Raw genomic sequence first — 14,211 nt, forward strand, 5'->3', positions numbered from 1 at the left:
CTTTCTCTTTTTTAAAAGACGTTCGGAGTGTTATACTCAACACCATGGATCGAAACGAATATTCACCTGTCTTGATTTACGTTGGATACGAATGGATCGAGTAGTCGAGGTTTTACAAGAGCTCGATCAGGCTGAAGTTCCATATTGTCTTCTCAGAAACTATCAGTTTCTCCTCGGCGGAGATATTGGTTCAGACATTGACATAGCAATTAGACAAGAAGACAGACAACGAACGAGAGAAGTTCTATCTCGAGCTGGGTTTTATAATCGAAATAACTATTCTAAGCGCAGACATTCTTTTTTTAAGGGTTATATTGATGGACGTATCGTGAAACTGGATGTCGCGTGGGGTGGCTCCGAGTACAACGGATTGCCGACCGTAGATATCGACCGAGTGCTATCTAATCGCCGCCGACTAAACGGATGCTGGATCCCTTCAGATGAGGATTATTTCGTTCAGATCGTCTTCCATGGAGCCATCAAAAAGAACGGATACCGAGACTCATACGAACAGGACATAGTCGATTTACGACAGACGGTGGACCGCGAAGCGGTCCGAGAACACGCTTCAGAACTGTTCGGATCGCTCGGTGTGAAAGCTATTGACCGAGCACTGGAAGGGGACCACGACCGCATTCCGGCAATGAAATGGCGCCTCATCGCCGCAAACTGTCGTCAACGACCGCTTGCCGTTCCGGAGTTCGGATACATATTAGCCTACGAGAACAACATCAGGAACTGGTTGAAACCCATACGAAGGAAACTCAGGCCCGCTCCTCAACCAATTATCGTCGTTACGGGCCCGGATGGCTCAGGTAAATCTACGCTTACTGAAAGCGTCGTTATCGAACTCGAGTCAATGGAGTATGACGTTCATCTCGCAAAACTCGGGCTCACGAACGATTCCGCGATCGTCATGGATGTCGCAAAGCGGCTGTACAACCGATTTACCAGTTATGACGTTGATAAAGTGAAAGAACTCGAATCACGCGGTCAAAAAGAGCTTGGCGATCGCGATGGATTTCATAAGGCGATAGTTCATTACATGGATATCGTCCTTCGTTACATCCAAGCGAAGCGATCGGATGCGGACGTTATCGTTGCAGATAGGTATATTCATGACGTGGATATCTACGATCGCTCGGGACCGTTACGTGGTACGTTCAAATGGTTCGAATCGGATCACGTCTATCCGTTTCTCCTCACTGGCGATCCTGAAATCCTCGTTGAGCGATCCGAATATACTCTCGAGTCGATCACCGAGTTGGTCCAGCGGTACGAAGCTCTGGAGTTCGAGCGGCTTGATGCAACGAATCCTCCTGATGAGGTAGTGGCAGAGCTTCTCGAGAAGTTGCTTCAAAACGACGATTTTGTCCGGCATCTATGAGTTTTGTTTAAATTAATCAGGAGTTAGTCGTCCAGTACGTCTTGCAAATCCGGGTGGTCACGAACTGATTCCGGTAGGTCTTTTCCCTCTCTCGCAGCGTTGCGGAGTCCCTGCCATTTAGCGTGTCGACGAAATACTTGGACTGGTATCCGGTCAATATCAAGCACTTTTGCTATCGCGAGCCTGTGCTGTCCACAGATGTTCCACAGCAGTTCGCCGTTTCGGCCGATGTCGACGGCGATCTCGTTGGCAAGGGGATGCATCGCGTCGTTCAGATCGTTCCAAGCGGCCTCCGGAGATTCACTGAGTAGCTCGCATTGGGATTTGTATCCCTCATCGCGGATTTGGCGGTAGAGCCGCTCGATAGCGTCACTCCTCTCGATGAATTCCTCGCGGTCGTATTTTTTGGCGAGTACGGTGTCTTCCCACTCACAGCCCTGCACGAACCGTTGCTCGATGGCTCTCGGGTTCGGTCGATTCATGTAAGATATCCTTTTTTTATCCCACGGCCCATCAACAACCCATCCACGGCGCTTGGAAAAGTTCCGTTCAGTCGCGTGTTCGATATCGGACGGATCGACGTAGATGTATTTGTACGGATCAGCGTCCGTCCATCGGCCCGGGGCGACTCTCCGCAGGAAGCTGACTACGCACTTATAAAGAGCGACGAACGTGAGAAATACCCACGTCGCGATCCGGGGCGGCATCGACGCGACGCGCCGATGGAAATCGGTTCGGTAGCTCACGAAACGACATCCGAGTAGCCCTATCCGATCCAGTTCGTGGTAGCTAACGGGGTCGGGAAGCGGATCGAGTTCGTCACTCATCGGGGCGAACTCCGTCTCGTTCGGGGCTCGAGTGGGTATCGGGCCCCGTTCGTCGATCAGTGCTGATCTGCTCGCTTCGAGCGCGGTGCCACTCGCGATGTCGGGAAAACACCAGCACCGGAACGGCGTCGACATCGACGACTTTCGCGATGGACAGTCGGTGTTTCCCGAGCATATTAAACAGAAGCTCCCCGTCCCGGCCGATATCGACCGTGATCTCGTTCGTGAGTGGAGAGATGGTCGCGTTGACGCCCGCCCACGCGGCCGCCGGATCGGTGTCGAGGAGCTCTCGCTGTGTCCGATAGCCGTCAGCAACGATCCGGTCGTGGAGTCGCTCTATCCGATCACACTTCCGTCGAAACCGGTCCTCGTCGTCGTACTGAGCCGCTAACTCGGTCTCATCCCAGTCGACACCCTCACAAAAGTGCCGTCTGATCGCTTTCGGGATCGGTCGTTCGTCGAACGACTCGACGTCCCGATCCCAGTCGCCGTCGATGACCCATCCGCGTCGCTTCGTTCCCTCGTGGGGGGACACGCCGGTTATCTCGTCGGGGTCGACGTAGCGGATCGCGTAGGGATCCGCGTCGGTATACTTATCCGGGACGAACAGCCGAAACAGTCGGATCGTCATTCGCACCCACGTGAGCACGAGCGTGGTACAGACGAGATTGACTCGGGGAGGGAGGATGCTCACCCGCCTCTGGAAGCGGAGCTTCCAGCTCAGATATCGGACGGCGAGAAAAAACACCCTGTCCGGTCCCCGTGACAGAAGGGTGTTGCGTGCGTGAGAAAGCAGCACGAACAACCGCCTCGGATATCGGGTGAGCATCTGCCGTACACCGTTCGATTGGATACAGTTTATAAACCCTTTCGGTTGGTCAGTCGACAGGGCGGTCCGTTTAAATAGGCACGGCCGGGAAGCAGAGCATATGTGGACGCCCCGGGACTTCTCCTATCGGAAGTTCAGCCGCAAGTGGACACAGGACGGGGCCGTCGATGCGGTCAGGTCGTCCGCCGAGTTCGCCACTCGCAAACTGCTCGCACCACCGGTGTGCCACTCGCTTATCGAGAGGGGGATCACCCGGACCCTCGATCGATCGGCGCTTTTCTCCTCCGCGGAGCGTGTGTACTCGACCGAACGAGGGGTGGTCGCCGAGCACTCGACCGATCCCGACAGCTCCGAATTCGTCGCCGAACTCGACGGCGGATACGTGTTCCCGAACACGGGCCTCGCAACAGATGCAAGCGGGCGACCGATCCGAGAGTCGGTCGAACCCCCACACAAAGCGAACAACTTCGTCATCGAGACGTTCGTCTGGCACGCGTTCCACGACAGCCCGCGTCTCACGGCAGCGCTGGTTCGGAACGACGGGGCGACACTCGATTCGTTCTCGACATCGATCGATACCGTGTGTCCGCTGTGTCCTCGATTTACGAACTACTACCATTGGCTGATCGAGACGGTTCCAAAGATCCGATACGTTCGGGCGTACGAATCCGCGACGAACGTCGATGTCACCTATCTCGTTCCGAGTGATGCGCCGAGCTGGCTCGAGGAGACGCTGGATCTGCTCGACGTCCCGGAGTCGGCGATCGAACACGCCACTGCGTCGGTGTACGACGTCGATCGGCTGTTGATCCCCTCGTTCCCCGTGCTGAAATCGGAGAACTATTGCTGGATCCGAGACGCTGTCCTCGAGTCCGCATCCGTCGATCGCGACGCCATCGGTGCCGGAAACAACGTATATATCTCGCGAGCGAACGCGATCGAGAGACGCGTGGTGAACGAGCGTGACGTCGTTGCAACGCTCCGGGAGTACGGGTTCGAGCCGTACCGACTCGAGGATCAGACGGTGGCCGAGAACGCGGTGTTGTTCAACGAGGCTGACGCGGTCGTGGGCGCGCACGGAGCGGGATTGACGGATCTGATCTATTGTGATGATACGCTCATCGTGGAACTGTTTGGTTCGAAGATAAAGGATCCATACGAGGAATTGGCAGCTGTAGTTGATGTGCCGTATCGGTCGATACAGTGCCAACCTGACTCTACAGATATGAGGGCGGACACCGAATCTATTCGTCAATCAATTAAAAATATAGTATGACAACCACTCGCCGTAAAATCTCGGTGAGGATCATTACGCGGACTACGTGATGTCATCTTGCTTAAGACACGACAATTAAATACCGATTCCGACACCATAAATAAACCAGATTACTATTAAGCAATATAAGTTTTATTAAATACATTAGAAGTTAGAAATATCGGGATGCGTCCGATATCCGTCCGGGACTCTCCCTTTCGTCAGGATCTCGTTTCTGGTTTCCTGCCATTCTTTGTGGCGTACGATTATCTGGATTGGTATTTTATTGATATCAAGGATCCTTGCAATCGATAAGCGATGTATCCCGTCGTTCTGTATCAGTTCTCCTTCCCGTCCAATGTTCACGCCGACCTCACCGGTTCGTTGGTGAGCACGCGTGATCACCGGATGCCGAATCGAGTCCCAATCCTCGTTATTGAGCTCCTGCTGGCTTTTGTATCCACGTTTGCGGATGTTCTCGTATAGCTGATCTAAATAATTCAAGCGTTCTTCGAACTGTGATACAGAATAGTAATCATTAACTTTTGATTGCGATTTCAGCTTGTTCGTTTTATACTCATAGTATGTTGTTTGTTCCCAATCGTATCCTTCACAGAAGCGTTCCTTCAGTCCAATGTATGTTGGAGAATCGTCAATTGAATATACTCGTTTATCCCACGTCCCGTTTTTTACTGATCCGAGCCTCTTTTTTTGATTAAAATCGTCCTCGTACACGAGCTGTATCCGGTTGGGATCGATCCAAATTGGGTCATACGGACGATCAAGGCCTTTGTGACCGCGTTTGGTGTACAGATACGACCGGGCTCGAATGCGAAGATCGAACAGACACTGGTTGTGGGCGTACGCACCCGTTGATCTCAGTAGACCGGTAACCCCCTCTCGATGAAGGACGGCGGCAGCCCGGCGTATGAGACCGATCATACTGATCCATCTTCCTTCCCGAATAAAAACCGTCGTGATTACGCGATCAGAAGTCGATCGACGGTGCCCGGCGTCGGTTATCGTGAATAGGTCGCCCTCGGTTTATTGGGGATAGTTCGAGACGATTTCGAGATCGCTCCCGGACGACTTATATCGACGTCGGGACGAATGCCGAATAACGGATGTCGGGACCCGACTCGGGGGCCGAGCGGGAGACGATCACGGTCCACGAGCTACTGGAACGGAGCGCGCGGGCGGCGCTCGATCTCCAGCGCGACGACGGATCGTTTCCGCCGGGTCGGAACGGGGTCTACGACGAGTCCGAGACGCCAGTACGAACGACCTCCCACTGGCTGACGACGCTTTCGAAGGTGTACGAGATCACCGGCGACGAGGAGTTCGCCGAGGCCGCTAACGACGCGGCCGACTATCTGCTTAGCGACGAGGCGCGACCACACGGATACACGTTTCACTCGAGGAATGTAGAGGAGAAAGACAACTGTGACGGATTAGTCGGACAGGCGGCTCCGATACGGGGGTTAGCGTGGGCGGGCTTCGTCCTCGAACGAACCGAGTTGCATGAGACGGCTGCGGAGGTGTTCGATCTCCATCCGTTCGACGATCGGCTCGGAATGTGGGAACGTGTCGAGATCGATGGAACAAAACTCTCGTTCGATCGAACGCTCAACCATCAGATCGCGTTTGCTGCGGCTAGCACCCACCTCACGGAGTTATCATCTTCAGCCACCGTCCGGATCGGTCAATTTCTCGATCGCTTGGATGTGAATCTACGAACACATTCCGAAGGACTGATCAAACACTACGTTCGTCCCCGTCCGATCGATTCGCTTAGAACCGCGGTGTCTACTCCCCGCCACTGGCGGCTTGTATTAAATGAGGTGGTGTTCCATTACTACTCTCGGTCGTCCCAGCGCCGCCGAAAGGAGATCGGGTATCATTCGGTGAATCTCTCTGGCCTGTCAGCGCTCAAAAAGCGGTTTCCCGATCACGGCTTCTGGCGAAGCGATCCCATCAATGCCGTCGTTTCGTACGTCCATTCGGATGAGTACCGAGGTAATGTCTTTGAGGTACCATCGGGAAGTATGCTTCCGGGAATCGAGACGGCAGTCGGATTATCCGCTCTTGACAATACGGCGGACGTGACTAGTTGGATCGCGAGGGATGTCAACGAGAAGTTCGATTTCAAGCAGAACATGTTCGTTAGACAGGCGTCCGATCCCGTGTCGCAAGCGACCAAGATATACAATTTGACTACCCTTCCAGATCAGAGGATCGATCTAGCGTAGATCGTGTAGATCAGGATGTGTATGCGTCACGGTCTGATCTTCCTTTCGCGATTTATCAAACACCACCTCACGGTACTGTTGCCACTTCTCGTGACGTACCAGAACGTGTACCGGAATCCGATCTATATTTAAGATCCTCGATAGGGCAACCCGATGATGTCCGTCATGGAGGAGAAACTCACCGTTACGGTCGACCACGACCGAGACACCGGTCGGATCTTTCCGACTCCATGGACGGCGTGGATCGTAAGGTACTTTTCCCCCATTCGGTTGGTAGCCCTTTTTACGTATACTATCGTACAGATCGTCCACGTACTCGCATCGTGACTCGAGAAACTCATCGATGTCCGTATATCCGAAGTGTTCTCCCTCGGTCGCAATACGGTCTTCAGCGTGAGTGTAGTACTCGGTTTCGCGCCAATCGTAGCCTTCGACGAATCTTTCATACAGTCCCTGATACGTCGATGTCGACTCAAACGGTGTTCGTTGTCTATCCCAGTCCCCGTTTTTAATTTTTCCGAGGTGACGTTCTTCGGGAATAAACCGTGTGTCGGAGACGTAATAAATATCTGCCGGAGAGATCGGTATCGGTCGGCGTGGATCCCGTAACGCACTGTATCCTTTTAGTTTCTGAATTCGCAACCGAACTGCGATGCGATATTTAAATGGGACAGTTCTCCGATATACTGCAAACGGAATTTGACCAACTGCCGCGGAAAACTGTGCAAAATGGATCGGCATGTAGTCGGTCACCCGTTATCAGATACCGCAGTATGACCTCACGAGCGGTTAAAAAGAGTACGGAGATCGTGACCGATCTCGGAGATTGCGTGTCTGTCCTCTATGGTTTGGCGTGCATTCTTACCGATCGAGCCCGGTTGATCCTCAAGACAGGTTTTTATATTCGATGCTATCTTCGCCACCGACCGTTCAGAGCATAAGAACCCGTTCTCGCCGTCCGTGATCAGCTCCGGAATGCCGGAGACGTACGTCGAAACGACCGGCGTCTCCATCGCCATCGCTTCCATGAGTGCGACCGGGATGCCGTCCCTGTCCCCATCCTTTGCAACCACGCACGGCAGTACGAACGCACTCGCACGATCCAACTCCTCGATCAACGTTTCGTCGCTAACCGACCCGAGGAAGGTGACGTTGTCCTCGATACCCAACCGCTCGATGAGCGTGTCGTACCGATCTCGACGCGGACCGGAACCGATGAGTCGATACTCGAGCTCCGGATGCTCGTCCACACAGTCGGCAACGGCCAAGAGGGCGTATTCGATCCCCTTCTTTTCGACGAACCGCGATATCGTCAGGATCCGCTTTCCCGTCGTGGTCGCGCTCGGATCGAACTTTTCAGTACGAACTCCCATCCGAACGACTTCGACTTCCGCGTCGGGGTCGACCTCCACGTTCAGGAACCGCTCGTTGTATTCCGAGATCGTGAGGATCGTGTCGAAGGAGTCACACACCGTTTGCAACGTCGTCTCGTCAGGAGAGGCGTACAGATCGTACGCGTGAGTTGTTAAGCTCGAAGAGATCTCAAGGTCCTTCGCGACGGTTGCTGCGGGGATCTTGTTCCAGCGGAGGAAATGCGCGTGCACGTGATCGAGGTCATACTCGAGTGTGTCGACGAAATCCAGACACTGCTTGATTAAAAAGCGGGTGCCGAGGCGACGCTTCGGGCCGGATATCGACGATTCGTACGACGATCTGCCGTCGAAAAGGCTGCCGACCAACTCCCGCGGGACCGACGTTATCGACGGAGCGTCCGCATACGCGATGTCGACGTCGATCTCGTCGAGTTCATCGTGTTCGACGTCCGTATCGGGCCGGTTTAAGGAAAACACGGCGACGTTGTGGCCGCGCTTGGAAAGATAATAGATCTCGTTGAGAACGAAGCTCTGTGAGAGCTTCGGGAACCAGTCGAGATAGTAGAGGACGTTCACGACAGACAACGCCATTCGACTCGGCAAAATCCTTTCGGTGTCCGAACTGAGTGGGGCTCCGTCCCGACATCACGAACCGGATCCACCCGTGGGATCACCGACGGTTTTTGTCGCTCGGGGGTTACCGACGGGTATGATCGAGGATCGAATCGCATACGTCCCCCGTCGCCGATGAGCGAAGCGATGGGAACCAGCGCGAAGGTCTCCGTTATCGTCCCCGTCTACAACGACCCCGACGGCATCCGAACCACGCTCGACTCGCTCCTCGCGCAGGACGCCCCTCGCGACTACCGGGTCCACGTCGTCGACAACGACTCCACCGACCACACCCCGGACGTGGTCCGCTCCTACGAGGACGATCACGACAACCTCACCCTCGTCCACGAGCGCGAGATCCAGTCCTCCTACGCCGCCCGCAACACCGGAATCCGCAGCACCGACGCGGAGATCCTGGCGTTCGTCGACGCCGACATGACCGTTCCGGAAGAGTGGCTCGAATCCGCCCTCGACGCCATTCACGCCGCGGACGCCGACTACATGGGCTGTAACGTCGAACTCACCCTCCCCGACGACCCGCCGCTCCCGGCGCGCTACGATCACCACACCGGCTTTCCCGTCGAGGGGTACCTCGAGTCCCAGCGGTTCGCGCCCACTTGCTGTCTGGTCGTCCGCCGCGAGGTGTTCGAGGACGTCGGCCTGTTCGATCACCGCCTCGAGTCCGGCGGCGACAAGGAGTTCGGCAACCGCGTCCACGACGCGGGCTACGACCAGGCGTTCGCCGAGGACGTCACGATGTACCACCCGACCCGCGACTCCGTCGCCGACCTGGCCGCGAAGGACCGCCGCGTCGGCCGCGGGCTCTGCCAGCTCCAGCGCTACCACCCCGACCGCTACGGCACGCCCGGGGTGCCGCCGCGACCCAGCAGGATCAAACGCCCGGATCGCGACCTCCCGCCGAGCGACCGCGTCGCGTTCGGCGCGCTCTCGACGTTCCTCACCGGCATGCGCGGCCTCGGCTACTACCGGGAGTATCTGACCGGCTCGACCGCTGATCCCGTCGAAACCGTTCCCGAACTCGCGGCCGACGACTGACGACAAACCGGAGGTGCTCGTCGAGGTCGACGGCACGCCCTCACCGGGGACGGCTTCGGAGAGAGTACGTTTCGTCTGTCTTCTCTCGTGTCGGGGATCCCGGAGATGAGGTGGCATGGAGTGAGCAGCGGTATCGGAGAGTACGTTTCGTCTGTCTTCTCGGTGTCAGCCTACATCGGCGTGTTTTTAGCCGTCTTTGAGTAGCCAAACAGTCAAACGAGACAAACAAAAGCAGGTTTTAAATATATACAATGGTTCGCCATGAGCACGCATGGCCGGGCCATTCAGTGATATCGAGCGTTCGATCTTCGTCTCGAAGGAAGTACTCTCCGAGGACCACCAACCTGATCAGATCCTCGAACGCGACGAGGAGATCGATCAGTACCGCCACGCGCTCCAAGACGTTCTCTTCGGTCGCACTCCACAGAACGTTATGCTGTACGGGAAGGCCGGACTCGGGAAGACCGCCGTCACGAAGTACATGATGGAAGCACTCCAGGACGAGGTCACGAAGCGGCCCGACGCCGATGAGTTACACGTCCACGAACTGAACTGTAACGGAAACTCCCTCTACACCGTCGTTCGCACGTTGGTCAATCGACTTGTCTCCGATCACGCGAGCGAATTCCCAAAGCGAGGACTTGGAACGGCCGACGCGTTCGAGGAACTGTACACGCAACTCGACCGGATCGGCGGCACTCATCTGGTCGTCTTCGACGAGATCGATCACCTGGACGACGTCGACACGCTGTTGTACGAGCTCCCACGGGCGCGATCGATCGGGCATATCACGAACTCGAAGGTCGGCGTCATCGGCATCAGTAACAACTACACCTTCCGGCAGTCGCTCTCGCCGAAAGTGAAGGACACCTTGATGGAGACCGAGATATCGTTCAGCCCGTACGACGCGAGCGAGCTCCGCGCCATTCTAGCAGACCGAGCCGATCGGGCGTTCGTGGAGGGTGCCTGTGACGATTCGGCCATCACAAGGGCGGCGGCGATCGCGGCGAAGGACCGTGGAAACGCGCGCCAGGCGATAGACCTCCTCCGCGTCGGCGGTGAGGTCGCCAGACGATGCGATGACATTCGTGTCGACGACTCACACATCGTCAAAGCCCAGGAACTCGTGCAACGAGGACGATTACGGAATCGGATCGAGGATCAGACTCAGCACGCACAGCTCTTGCTCGAAACCGTGGCGTATATCGAACAGCACGGGAACTCTCCGGTACGGTCGAGAACGATCAAGGATCGATACGAATCGGTCGCCGAATCGCATGCCGTGGATCCACTGACGACTCTCAAAAGCATCCAGAACCATCTCTCCGATCTCCACATGCTCGGGTTTCTGCAGCGATGGGATCGAAATCACGGCGAGGGCGGCGGTCGGTACTACGAGTACCAGCTCGATCTCGATCCGGAGACAGTCATCGAGATCCGAAAGGGGGCCGAGACGAAACCCGATCGGTGAACGTCACACAGACAGACGAAACGTACTCTCCCCGTTCGTGAATCGTATCGAGAATCCTCTCAGGGAAATCCTCCAGCCGTACTCGTCGTCTCACCCTGAGAGTGCGGGACACTCCACCATTGCGATTGATATCCTGCGACGAATGGACTGGGATAACCGAGGTCGTCCAACTACACCTCGGCGACAGCGAACCGAGACGATACACGTCAGTTGAAGGGGTTATCCGGCGTCTCCAGCCGAGTGATACCCTGGATCGTGTCGAAGTCGTCATCGAACGAATAGAGGTGTTCTATTTCTTCCCGCTGCATGTATGCAGCAATAGTCGCGTCACCGAAGGAGAGGCCCTCATAGGTCCGGAAAAGAGTGACAGCGTTGGTGAAGTCCTTCTGGGCCGCGTGGAGTACTTCGAACCCCGCAGACTGTTTCAGCCGCTCGTACGTCTCTACAGCCGTGTCGTGTCGCTTCCGGTCGTGTATCCAGTTGAGGGTTTCGAGAACGACGTAGTTCGTCACCCGAGCTGTCGGAAGATCACCGTGATCCATTCCACGGACGATCTCCGTAGCGACGTCGTGGCGCTCGTCGTCGACGTCGGCCATCCCGATTAACACGCCCGTGTCGATCACTGCGACCGCCATCAGTTGTGCTCCGAGAAGGCGGGATCGTCCTCGTGACCTGCGATGTCGTGGGTTTCGGACCCGTCGCCTCCCATTGAGACTGGCTCGAAGTCGTCGAACGCGCCGTAACGCTGCTTGACGACCTCCACAGAGAGGTTCCCCGCTTCGTCAGCGTGCCACCGAAGTTTGTCGCCGGGCTCGATGTCGAGACGTCGACGGAGTTCCGCCGGGATCGTGACCATTCCTCGATCGCTGACCGTGGTTTCCTCGGAAGCCCCTTCAGTCGCCATACTCGGCAGTACGAGCCCACACGAAATACATGTTGCGCCGCATGTGAACGTTCAGAGAACGGTCAGGCCTCGCTCCCATGCAAGCAGTCGTACTCGTCGCCGGCAAGAAGTCGAGCAGTTCGTCCCGGTTCTCGGACCCGCCGAGACGCCGGAGCCGGTCGATATCGTCGGCGGAACCGGACGCCGACGTCGTGACGTGACGGGTCCGACCGTCAGAGCGCGGCCCAGTCGACGACCTGCACGTCCGCAATGCGCTCGAAGCGTTCGACGTTCGCCGTCAGGACCGGCAGCTGCTGGACGCGCGCGGTCGCGGCGATATACACGTCGTGGAGGTCGTCGAGTCGCTGCCCGCCGTCCCGAAGCTCCGCGATGATCTCGGCTGCCGCCGTCGCGACCGGTCGCGAGACCGAGTACACCTCGAAGCGCGCGAGAAGTCGATCGAGATCGTCTATGGCCTGTCGGTACGCGTCGGTTCCGCAGTCGAACTGCAGTTCGACGCCGAGACGGAGCTCCGTCACCGACACCATGCTGATCGCGTGCCGACCCTGCTCGTCGAGGGATCGCACCTTCTCGTCGACGCCGCCGCGGTCGATGTCGATGACGGCCGACGTATCGAGCAGTTTCATGCGTCGGCCGACCCGTCCGACAGTCGCTCCAGCGTTCCGTCGCTCAACCGCTCGATCTCGCGGGTGACCTCGGCGTACGTCTCCGGGTCGAGGACCTGCTGGCCGGTCACGTCCGCGAGCTGGCCCCCGTCGTCGAGCGTGTCGGCGATGAGATCGCTGAAGCTGCGGTCGCCCTTCTCGCGTTTGAGCCGACGGTACACGTCGTCGCTGATCGCGATGTTCTTGCTCATGATTTGCGTATGGGTACCCATACATAAATACGCTCGCGTCGCCCGCGGTTCCGGGACGACGATCGGTCCAGCGTCCACCCGTCAGAGACGCGTCACAAAGTATTTGAACGCCGACGGACACCTCCGAGCCATGCAAGCAGTCGTCCTCGCCGCCGGCAAGGGAACCCGACTCCAGCCCCTAACCGACGACAAGCCGAAGGTGCTCGTCGAGGTGAACGGCACGCCGCTGATCCAGGACGTCTTCGACAACCTGATCGACGCCGGCGCGACGGAGCTGATCGTCGTCGTCGGCTACAAGGCCGAGCAGATCATCGACCGCTTCGGCGACGAGTACGCGGGCGTTCCGATCACCTACACCCACCAGCGCGAGCAGCTCGGGCTCGCCCACGCGATCCTCCAGGCGGAGCCGCACGTCGACGGCGACTTCATGCTCATGCTCGGCGACAACGTGTTCCGCGGCAACCTCGGCGACGTGACCCGCCGACAGCGGGAGGATCGCGCCGACGCCGCGTTCCTCGTCGAGGAGGTGCCCTACGAGGAGGCGTCCCGCTACGGCGTCTTGGACACCAACGAGTACGGCGAGGTCGTCGAGGTCGTCGAGAAGCCCGACGACCCACCGAGCAACCTCGTGATGACCGGCTTCTACACGTTCACGCCCGCCATCTTTCACGCCTGCCACCTCGTACAGCCCTCCGACCGCGGCGAGTACGAACTGCCGGACGCGATCGACCTCCTCATCCAGTCCGGCCGCACGATCGACGCGATCCGGCTGGACGGCTGGCGGATCGACGTCGGGTATCCCGAGGACCGCGACCGCGCCGCCGAGCGCCTGACGGAACTGGAGAGCGGGGCGGACGCCGGCGAAGACACGGAGGCGGACGACGGCGACGAGGACGCCGGCGAGGAGAAAGCGGTCGTCGAGGACTGAGACCGAACTGACCCCGTTCGTCAGTCGAACTCGTCGAACAGCGCGGTCCGGTCCGACTCCGAAAGGCGGTAGCCGTCGCGGCGTTCCAGCCTGTCGAGTACCGATCGAAGTCCGGGGCCAGATTCGAGCGCATCCGCTTTCACGAGTGCACTCAAAACGTTGTTGTCGACGACCGTCATTCGAAGTCGTCGAGTTTCCGTGCCCGGGAGTCCTGGTCGAGGAAGCCCGGATCCGTCGAGACGCCTCGCTCCGCGAGGAGCTCCGAGAATTCGGCCGCCGAGAGTCCCGCGATCTCGTACCCTCTCGTGGAACGCAAGCCCGACGACGAGCGCCCGAGGGAGGCAGAGATCGTCGACGACTGAGGGCACCGTCTCAGGGGTGACCCTGCCGTATTCACGGTCACGCCGGCGATCTTCCACGCCTGCCACGTAGCGCAGCCCTCCGATCGTGGCGAGGACGGGTTC

16 protein-coding genes are annotated in these 14,211 nt (G+C 57.6%); 6 read left to right on the forward strand and 10 right to left on the reverse strand.

What is annotated here, in order from left to right; all coding sequences use genetic code 11:
• Positions 1-91 precede the first annotated feature (91 nt).
• Positions 92-1,387: a nucleotidyltransferase family protein gene (locus tag ACYQ0R_RS07615; RefSeq protein ID WP_459822138.1), complete on the forward strand. Its 1,296-nt coding sequence runs from the start codon at positions 92-94 to the stop codon at positions 1,385-1,387.
• Between the two features lie 23 nt (positions 1,388-1,410).
• On the opposite strand, the gene ACYQ0R_RS07620 is transcribed toward ACYQ0R_RS07615, so the two are convergent.
• Together ACYQ0R_RS07620 and ACYQ0R_RS07625 are read right to left on the reverse strand one after the other, a co-directional pair.
• Positions 1,411-2,214, reverse strand: coding sequence for a hypothetical protein (locus ACYQ0R_RS07620; protein WP_459822140.1), 804 nt, complete (start codon positions 2,212-2,214; stop codon positions 1,411-1,413).
• Complete coding sequence (locus ACYQ0R_RS07625; RefSeq protein ID WP_459822142.1) at positions 2,207-2,908, reverse strand: hypothetical protein; 702 nt, start codon at positions 2,906-2,908, stop codon at positions 2,207-2,209. The genes ACYQ0R_RS07620 and ACYQ0R_RS07625 overlap by 8 nt, the downstream gene beginning before the upstream one ends.
• Before the next feature lie 235 nt (positions 2,909-3,143).
• On the opposite strand from ACYQ0R_RS07625, the gene ACYQ0R_RS07630 reads away from it, so the two are divergent.
• A complete protein-coding gene (locus ACYQ0R_RS07630) occupies positions 3,144-4,319 on the forward strand; it encodes a glycosyltransferase family 61 protein (protein WP_459822144.1) in 1,176 nt (391 codons plus the stop codon).
• Between the two features lie 144 nt (positions 4,320-4,463).
• Here ACYQ0R_RS07630 and ACYQ0R_RS07635 read toward each other — a convergent pair whose 3' ends face one another.
• Complete coding sequence (locus ACYQ0R_RS07635) at positions 4,464-5,033, reverse strand: hypothetical protein (RefSeq protein ID WP_459822146.1); 570 nt, start codon at positions 5,031-5,033, stop codon at positions 4,464-4,466.
• Between the two features lie 389 nt (positions 5,034-5,422).
• Here ACYQ0R_RS07635 and ACYQ0R_RS07640 point away from each other — a divergent pair, with 389 nt between their 5' ends.
• Positions 5,423-6,547, forward strand: coding sequence for a glycoside hydrolase family protein (locus ACYQ0R_RS07640; protein WP_459822148.1), 1,125 nt, complete (start codon positions 5,423-5,425; stop codon positions 6,545-6,547).
• Between the two features lie 779 nt (positions 6,548-7,326).
• On the opposite strand, the gene ACYQ0R_RS07645 is transcribed toward ACYQ0R_RS07640, so the two are convergent.
• Complete coding sequence (locus ACYQ0R_RS07645) at positions 7,327-8,496, reverse strand: glycosyltransferase (protein WP_459822150.1); 1,170 nt, start codon at positions 8,494-8,496, stop codon at positions 7,327-7,329.
• Positions 8,497-8,667: 171 nt separating this feature from the next.
• On the opposite strand from ACYQ0R_RS07645, the gene ACYQ0R_RS07650 reads away from it, so the two are divergent.
• Positions 8,668-9,588, forward strand: coding sequence for a glycosyltransferase family 2 protein (locus ACYQ0R_RS07650; protein WP_459822152.1), 921 nt, complete (start codon positions 8,668-8,670; stop codon positions 9,586-9,588).
• 271 nt (positions 9,589-9,859) lie between these two features.
• Complete coding sequence (locus ACYQ0R_RS07655) at positions 9,860-11,059, forward strand: orc1/cdc6 family replication initiation protein (RefSeq protein ID WP_459822153.1); 1,200 nt, start codon at positions 9,860-9,862, stop codon at positions 11,057-11,059.
• Positions 11,060-11,265: 206 nt separating this feature from the next.
• Here ACYQ0R_RS07655 and ACYQ0R_RS07660 read toward each other — a convergent pair whose 3' ends face one another.
• From ACYQ0R_RS07660 to ACYQ0R_RS07675, 4 genes are all read right to left on the reverse strand, one after another.
• Positions 11,266-11,694, reverse strand: coding sequence for a type II toxin-antitoxin system VapC family toxin (locus tag ACYQ0R_RS07660; RefSeq protein WP_459822155.1), 429 nt, complete (start codon positions 11,692-11,694; stop codon positions 11,266-11,268).
• The gene (locus tag ACYQ0R_RS07665) at positions 11,694-11,963 is read right to left on the reverse strand and encodes an AbrB/MazE/SpoVT family DNA-binding domain-containing protein (RefSeq protein WP_459822156.1); all 270 of its coding nucleotides are present in this window, start codon (positions 11,961-11,963) and stop codon (positions 11,694-11,696) included. Before ACYQ0R_RS07665 ends, ACYQ0R_RS07660 begins: the two co-directional genes overlap by 1 nt.
• 212 nt (positions 11,964-12,175) lie before the next feature.
• Entirely contained in the window at positions 12,176-12,589 is a 414-nt protein-coding gene (locus tag ACYQ0R_RS07670) for a type II toxin-antitoxin system VapC family toxin (protein ID WP_459822158.1), read from the reverse strand.
• A complete protein-coding gene (locus ACYQ0R_RS07675; RefSeq protein ID WP_459822159.1) occupies positions 12,586-12,819 on the reverse strand; it encodes an antitoxin VapB family protein in 234 nt (77 codons plus the stop codon). Before ACYQ0R_RS07675 ends, ACYQ0R_RS07670 begins: the two co-directional genes overlap by 4 nt.
• Before the next feature lie 130 nt (positions 12,820-12,949).
• Between ACYQ0R_RS07675 and aglF the strand changes: the two genes are divergently transcribed.
• The gene (gene aglF / locus ACYQ0R_RS07680) at positions 12,950-13,747 is read left to right on the forward strand and encodes a UTP--glucose-1-phosphate uridylyltransferase AglF (protein ID WP_459822160.1); all 798 of its coding nucleotides are present in this window, start codon (positions 12,950-12,952) and stop codon (positions 13,745-13,747) included.
• 20 nt (positions 13,748-13,767) lie between these two features.
• Here aglF and ACYQ0R_RS07685 read toward each other — a convergent pair whose 3' ends face one another.
• Together ACYQ0R_RS07685 and ACYQ0R_RS07690 are read right to left on the reverse strand one after the other, a co-directional pair.
• Positions 13,768-13,926: a hypothetical protein gene (locus ACYQ0R_RS07685; RefSeq protein ID WP_459822162.1), complete on the reverse strand. Its 159-nt coding sequence runs from the start codon at positions 13,924-13,926 to the stop codon at positions 13,768-13,770.
• Positions 13,923-14,063, reverse strand: a complete 141-nt coding sequence (locus ACYQ0R_RS07690; RefSeq protein WP_459822163.1) for a hypothetical protein — start codon at positions 14,061-14,063, stop codon at positions 13,923-13,925. The genes ACYQ0R_RS07685 and ACYQ0R_RS07690 overlap by 4 nt, the downstream gene beginning before the upstream one ends.
• Between the last annotated feature and the right edge of the window lie 148 nt (positions 14,064-14,211).

This window comes from Halorubrum luteum, from assembly GCF_054652935.1.

What these genes read in the sequence shown, in the direction of transcription:
- ACYQ0R_RS07615 (WP_459822138.1), top strand. Translation starts at nt 92, where the DNA reads ATGGATCGAGTAGTCGAGGTTTTACAAGAGCTCGATCAGGCTGAAGTT.
- ACYQ0R_RS07620 (WP_459822140.1), bottom strand. Translation starts at nt 2,214, where the DNA reads ATGAGTGACGAACTCGATCCGCTTCCCGACCCCGTTAGCTACCACGAA.
- ACYQ0R_RS07630 (WP_459822144.1), top strand. Translation starts at nt 3,144, where the DNA reads ATGTGGACGCCCCGGGACTTCTCCTATCGGAAGTTCAGCCGCAAGTGG.
- ACYQ0R_RS07640 (WP_459822148.1), top strand. Translation starts at nt 5,423, where the DNA reads ATGTCGGGACCCGACTCGGGGGCCGAGCGGGAGACGATCACGGTCCAC.
- ACYQ0R_RS07650 (WP_459822152.1), top strand. Translation starts at nt 8,668, where the DNA reads ATGAGCGAAGCGATGGGAACCAGCGCGAAGGTCTCCGTTATCGTCCCC.
- ACYQ0R_RS07655 (WP_459822153.1), top strand. Translation starts at nt 9,860, where the DNA reads ATGGCCGGGCCATTCAGTGATATCGAGCGTTCGATCTTCGTCTCGAAG.
- ACYQ0R_RS07660 (WP_459822155.1), bottom strand. Translation starts at nt 11,694, where the DNA reads ATGGCGGTCGCAGTGATCGACACGGGCGTGTTAATCGGGATGGCCGAC.
- ACYQ0R_RS07665 (WP_459822156.1), bottom strand. Translation starts at nt 11,963, where the DNA reads ATGGCGACTGAAGGGGCTTCCGAGGAAACCACGGTCAGCGATCGAGGA.
- ACYQ0R_RS07670 (WP_459822158.1), bottom strand. Translation starts at nt 12,589, where the DNA reads ATGAAACTGCTCGATACGTCGGCCGTCATCGACATCGACCGCGGCGGC.
- ACYQ0R_RS07675 (WP_459822159.1), bottom strand. Translation starts at nt 12,819, where the DNA reads ATGAGCAAGAACATCGCGATCAGCGACGACGTGTACCGTCGGCTCAAA.
- aglF (WP_459822160.1), top strand. Translation starts at nt 12,950, where the DNA reads ATGCAAGCAGTCGTCCTCGCCGCCGGCAAGGGAACCCGACTCCAGCCC.
- ACYQ0R_RS07685 (WP_459822162.1), bottom strand. Translation starts at nt 13,926, where the DNA reads ATGACGGTCGTCGACAACAACGTTTTGAGTGCACTCGTGAAAGCGGAT.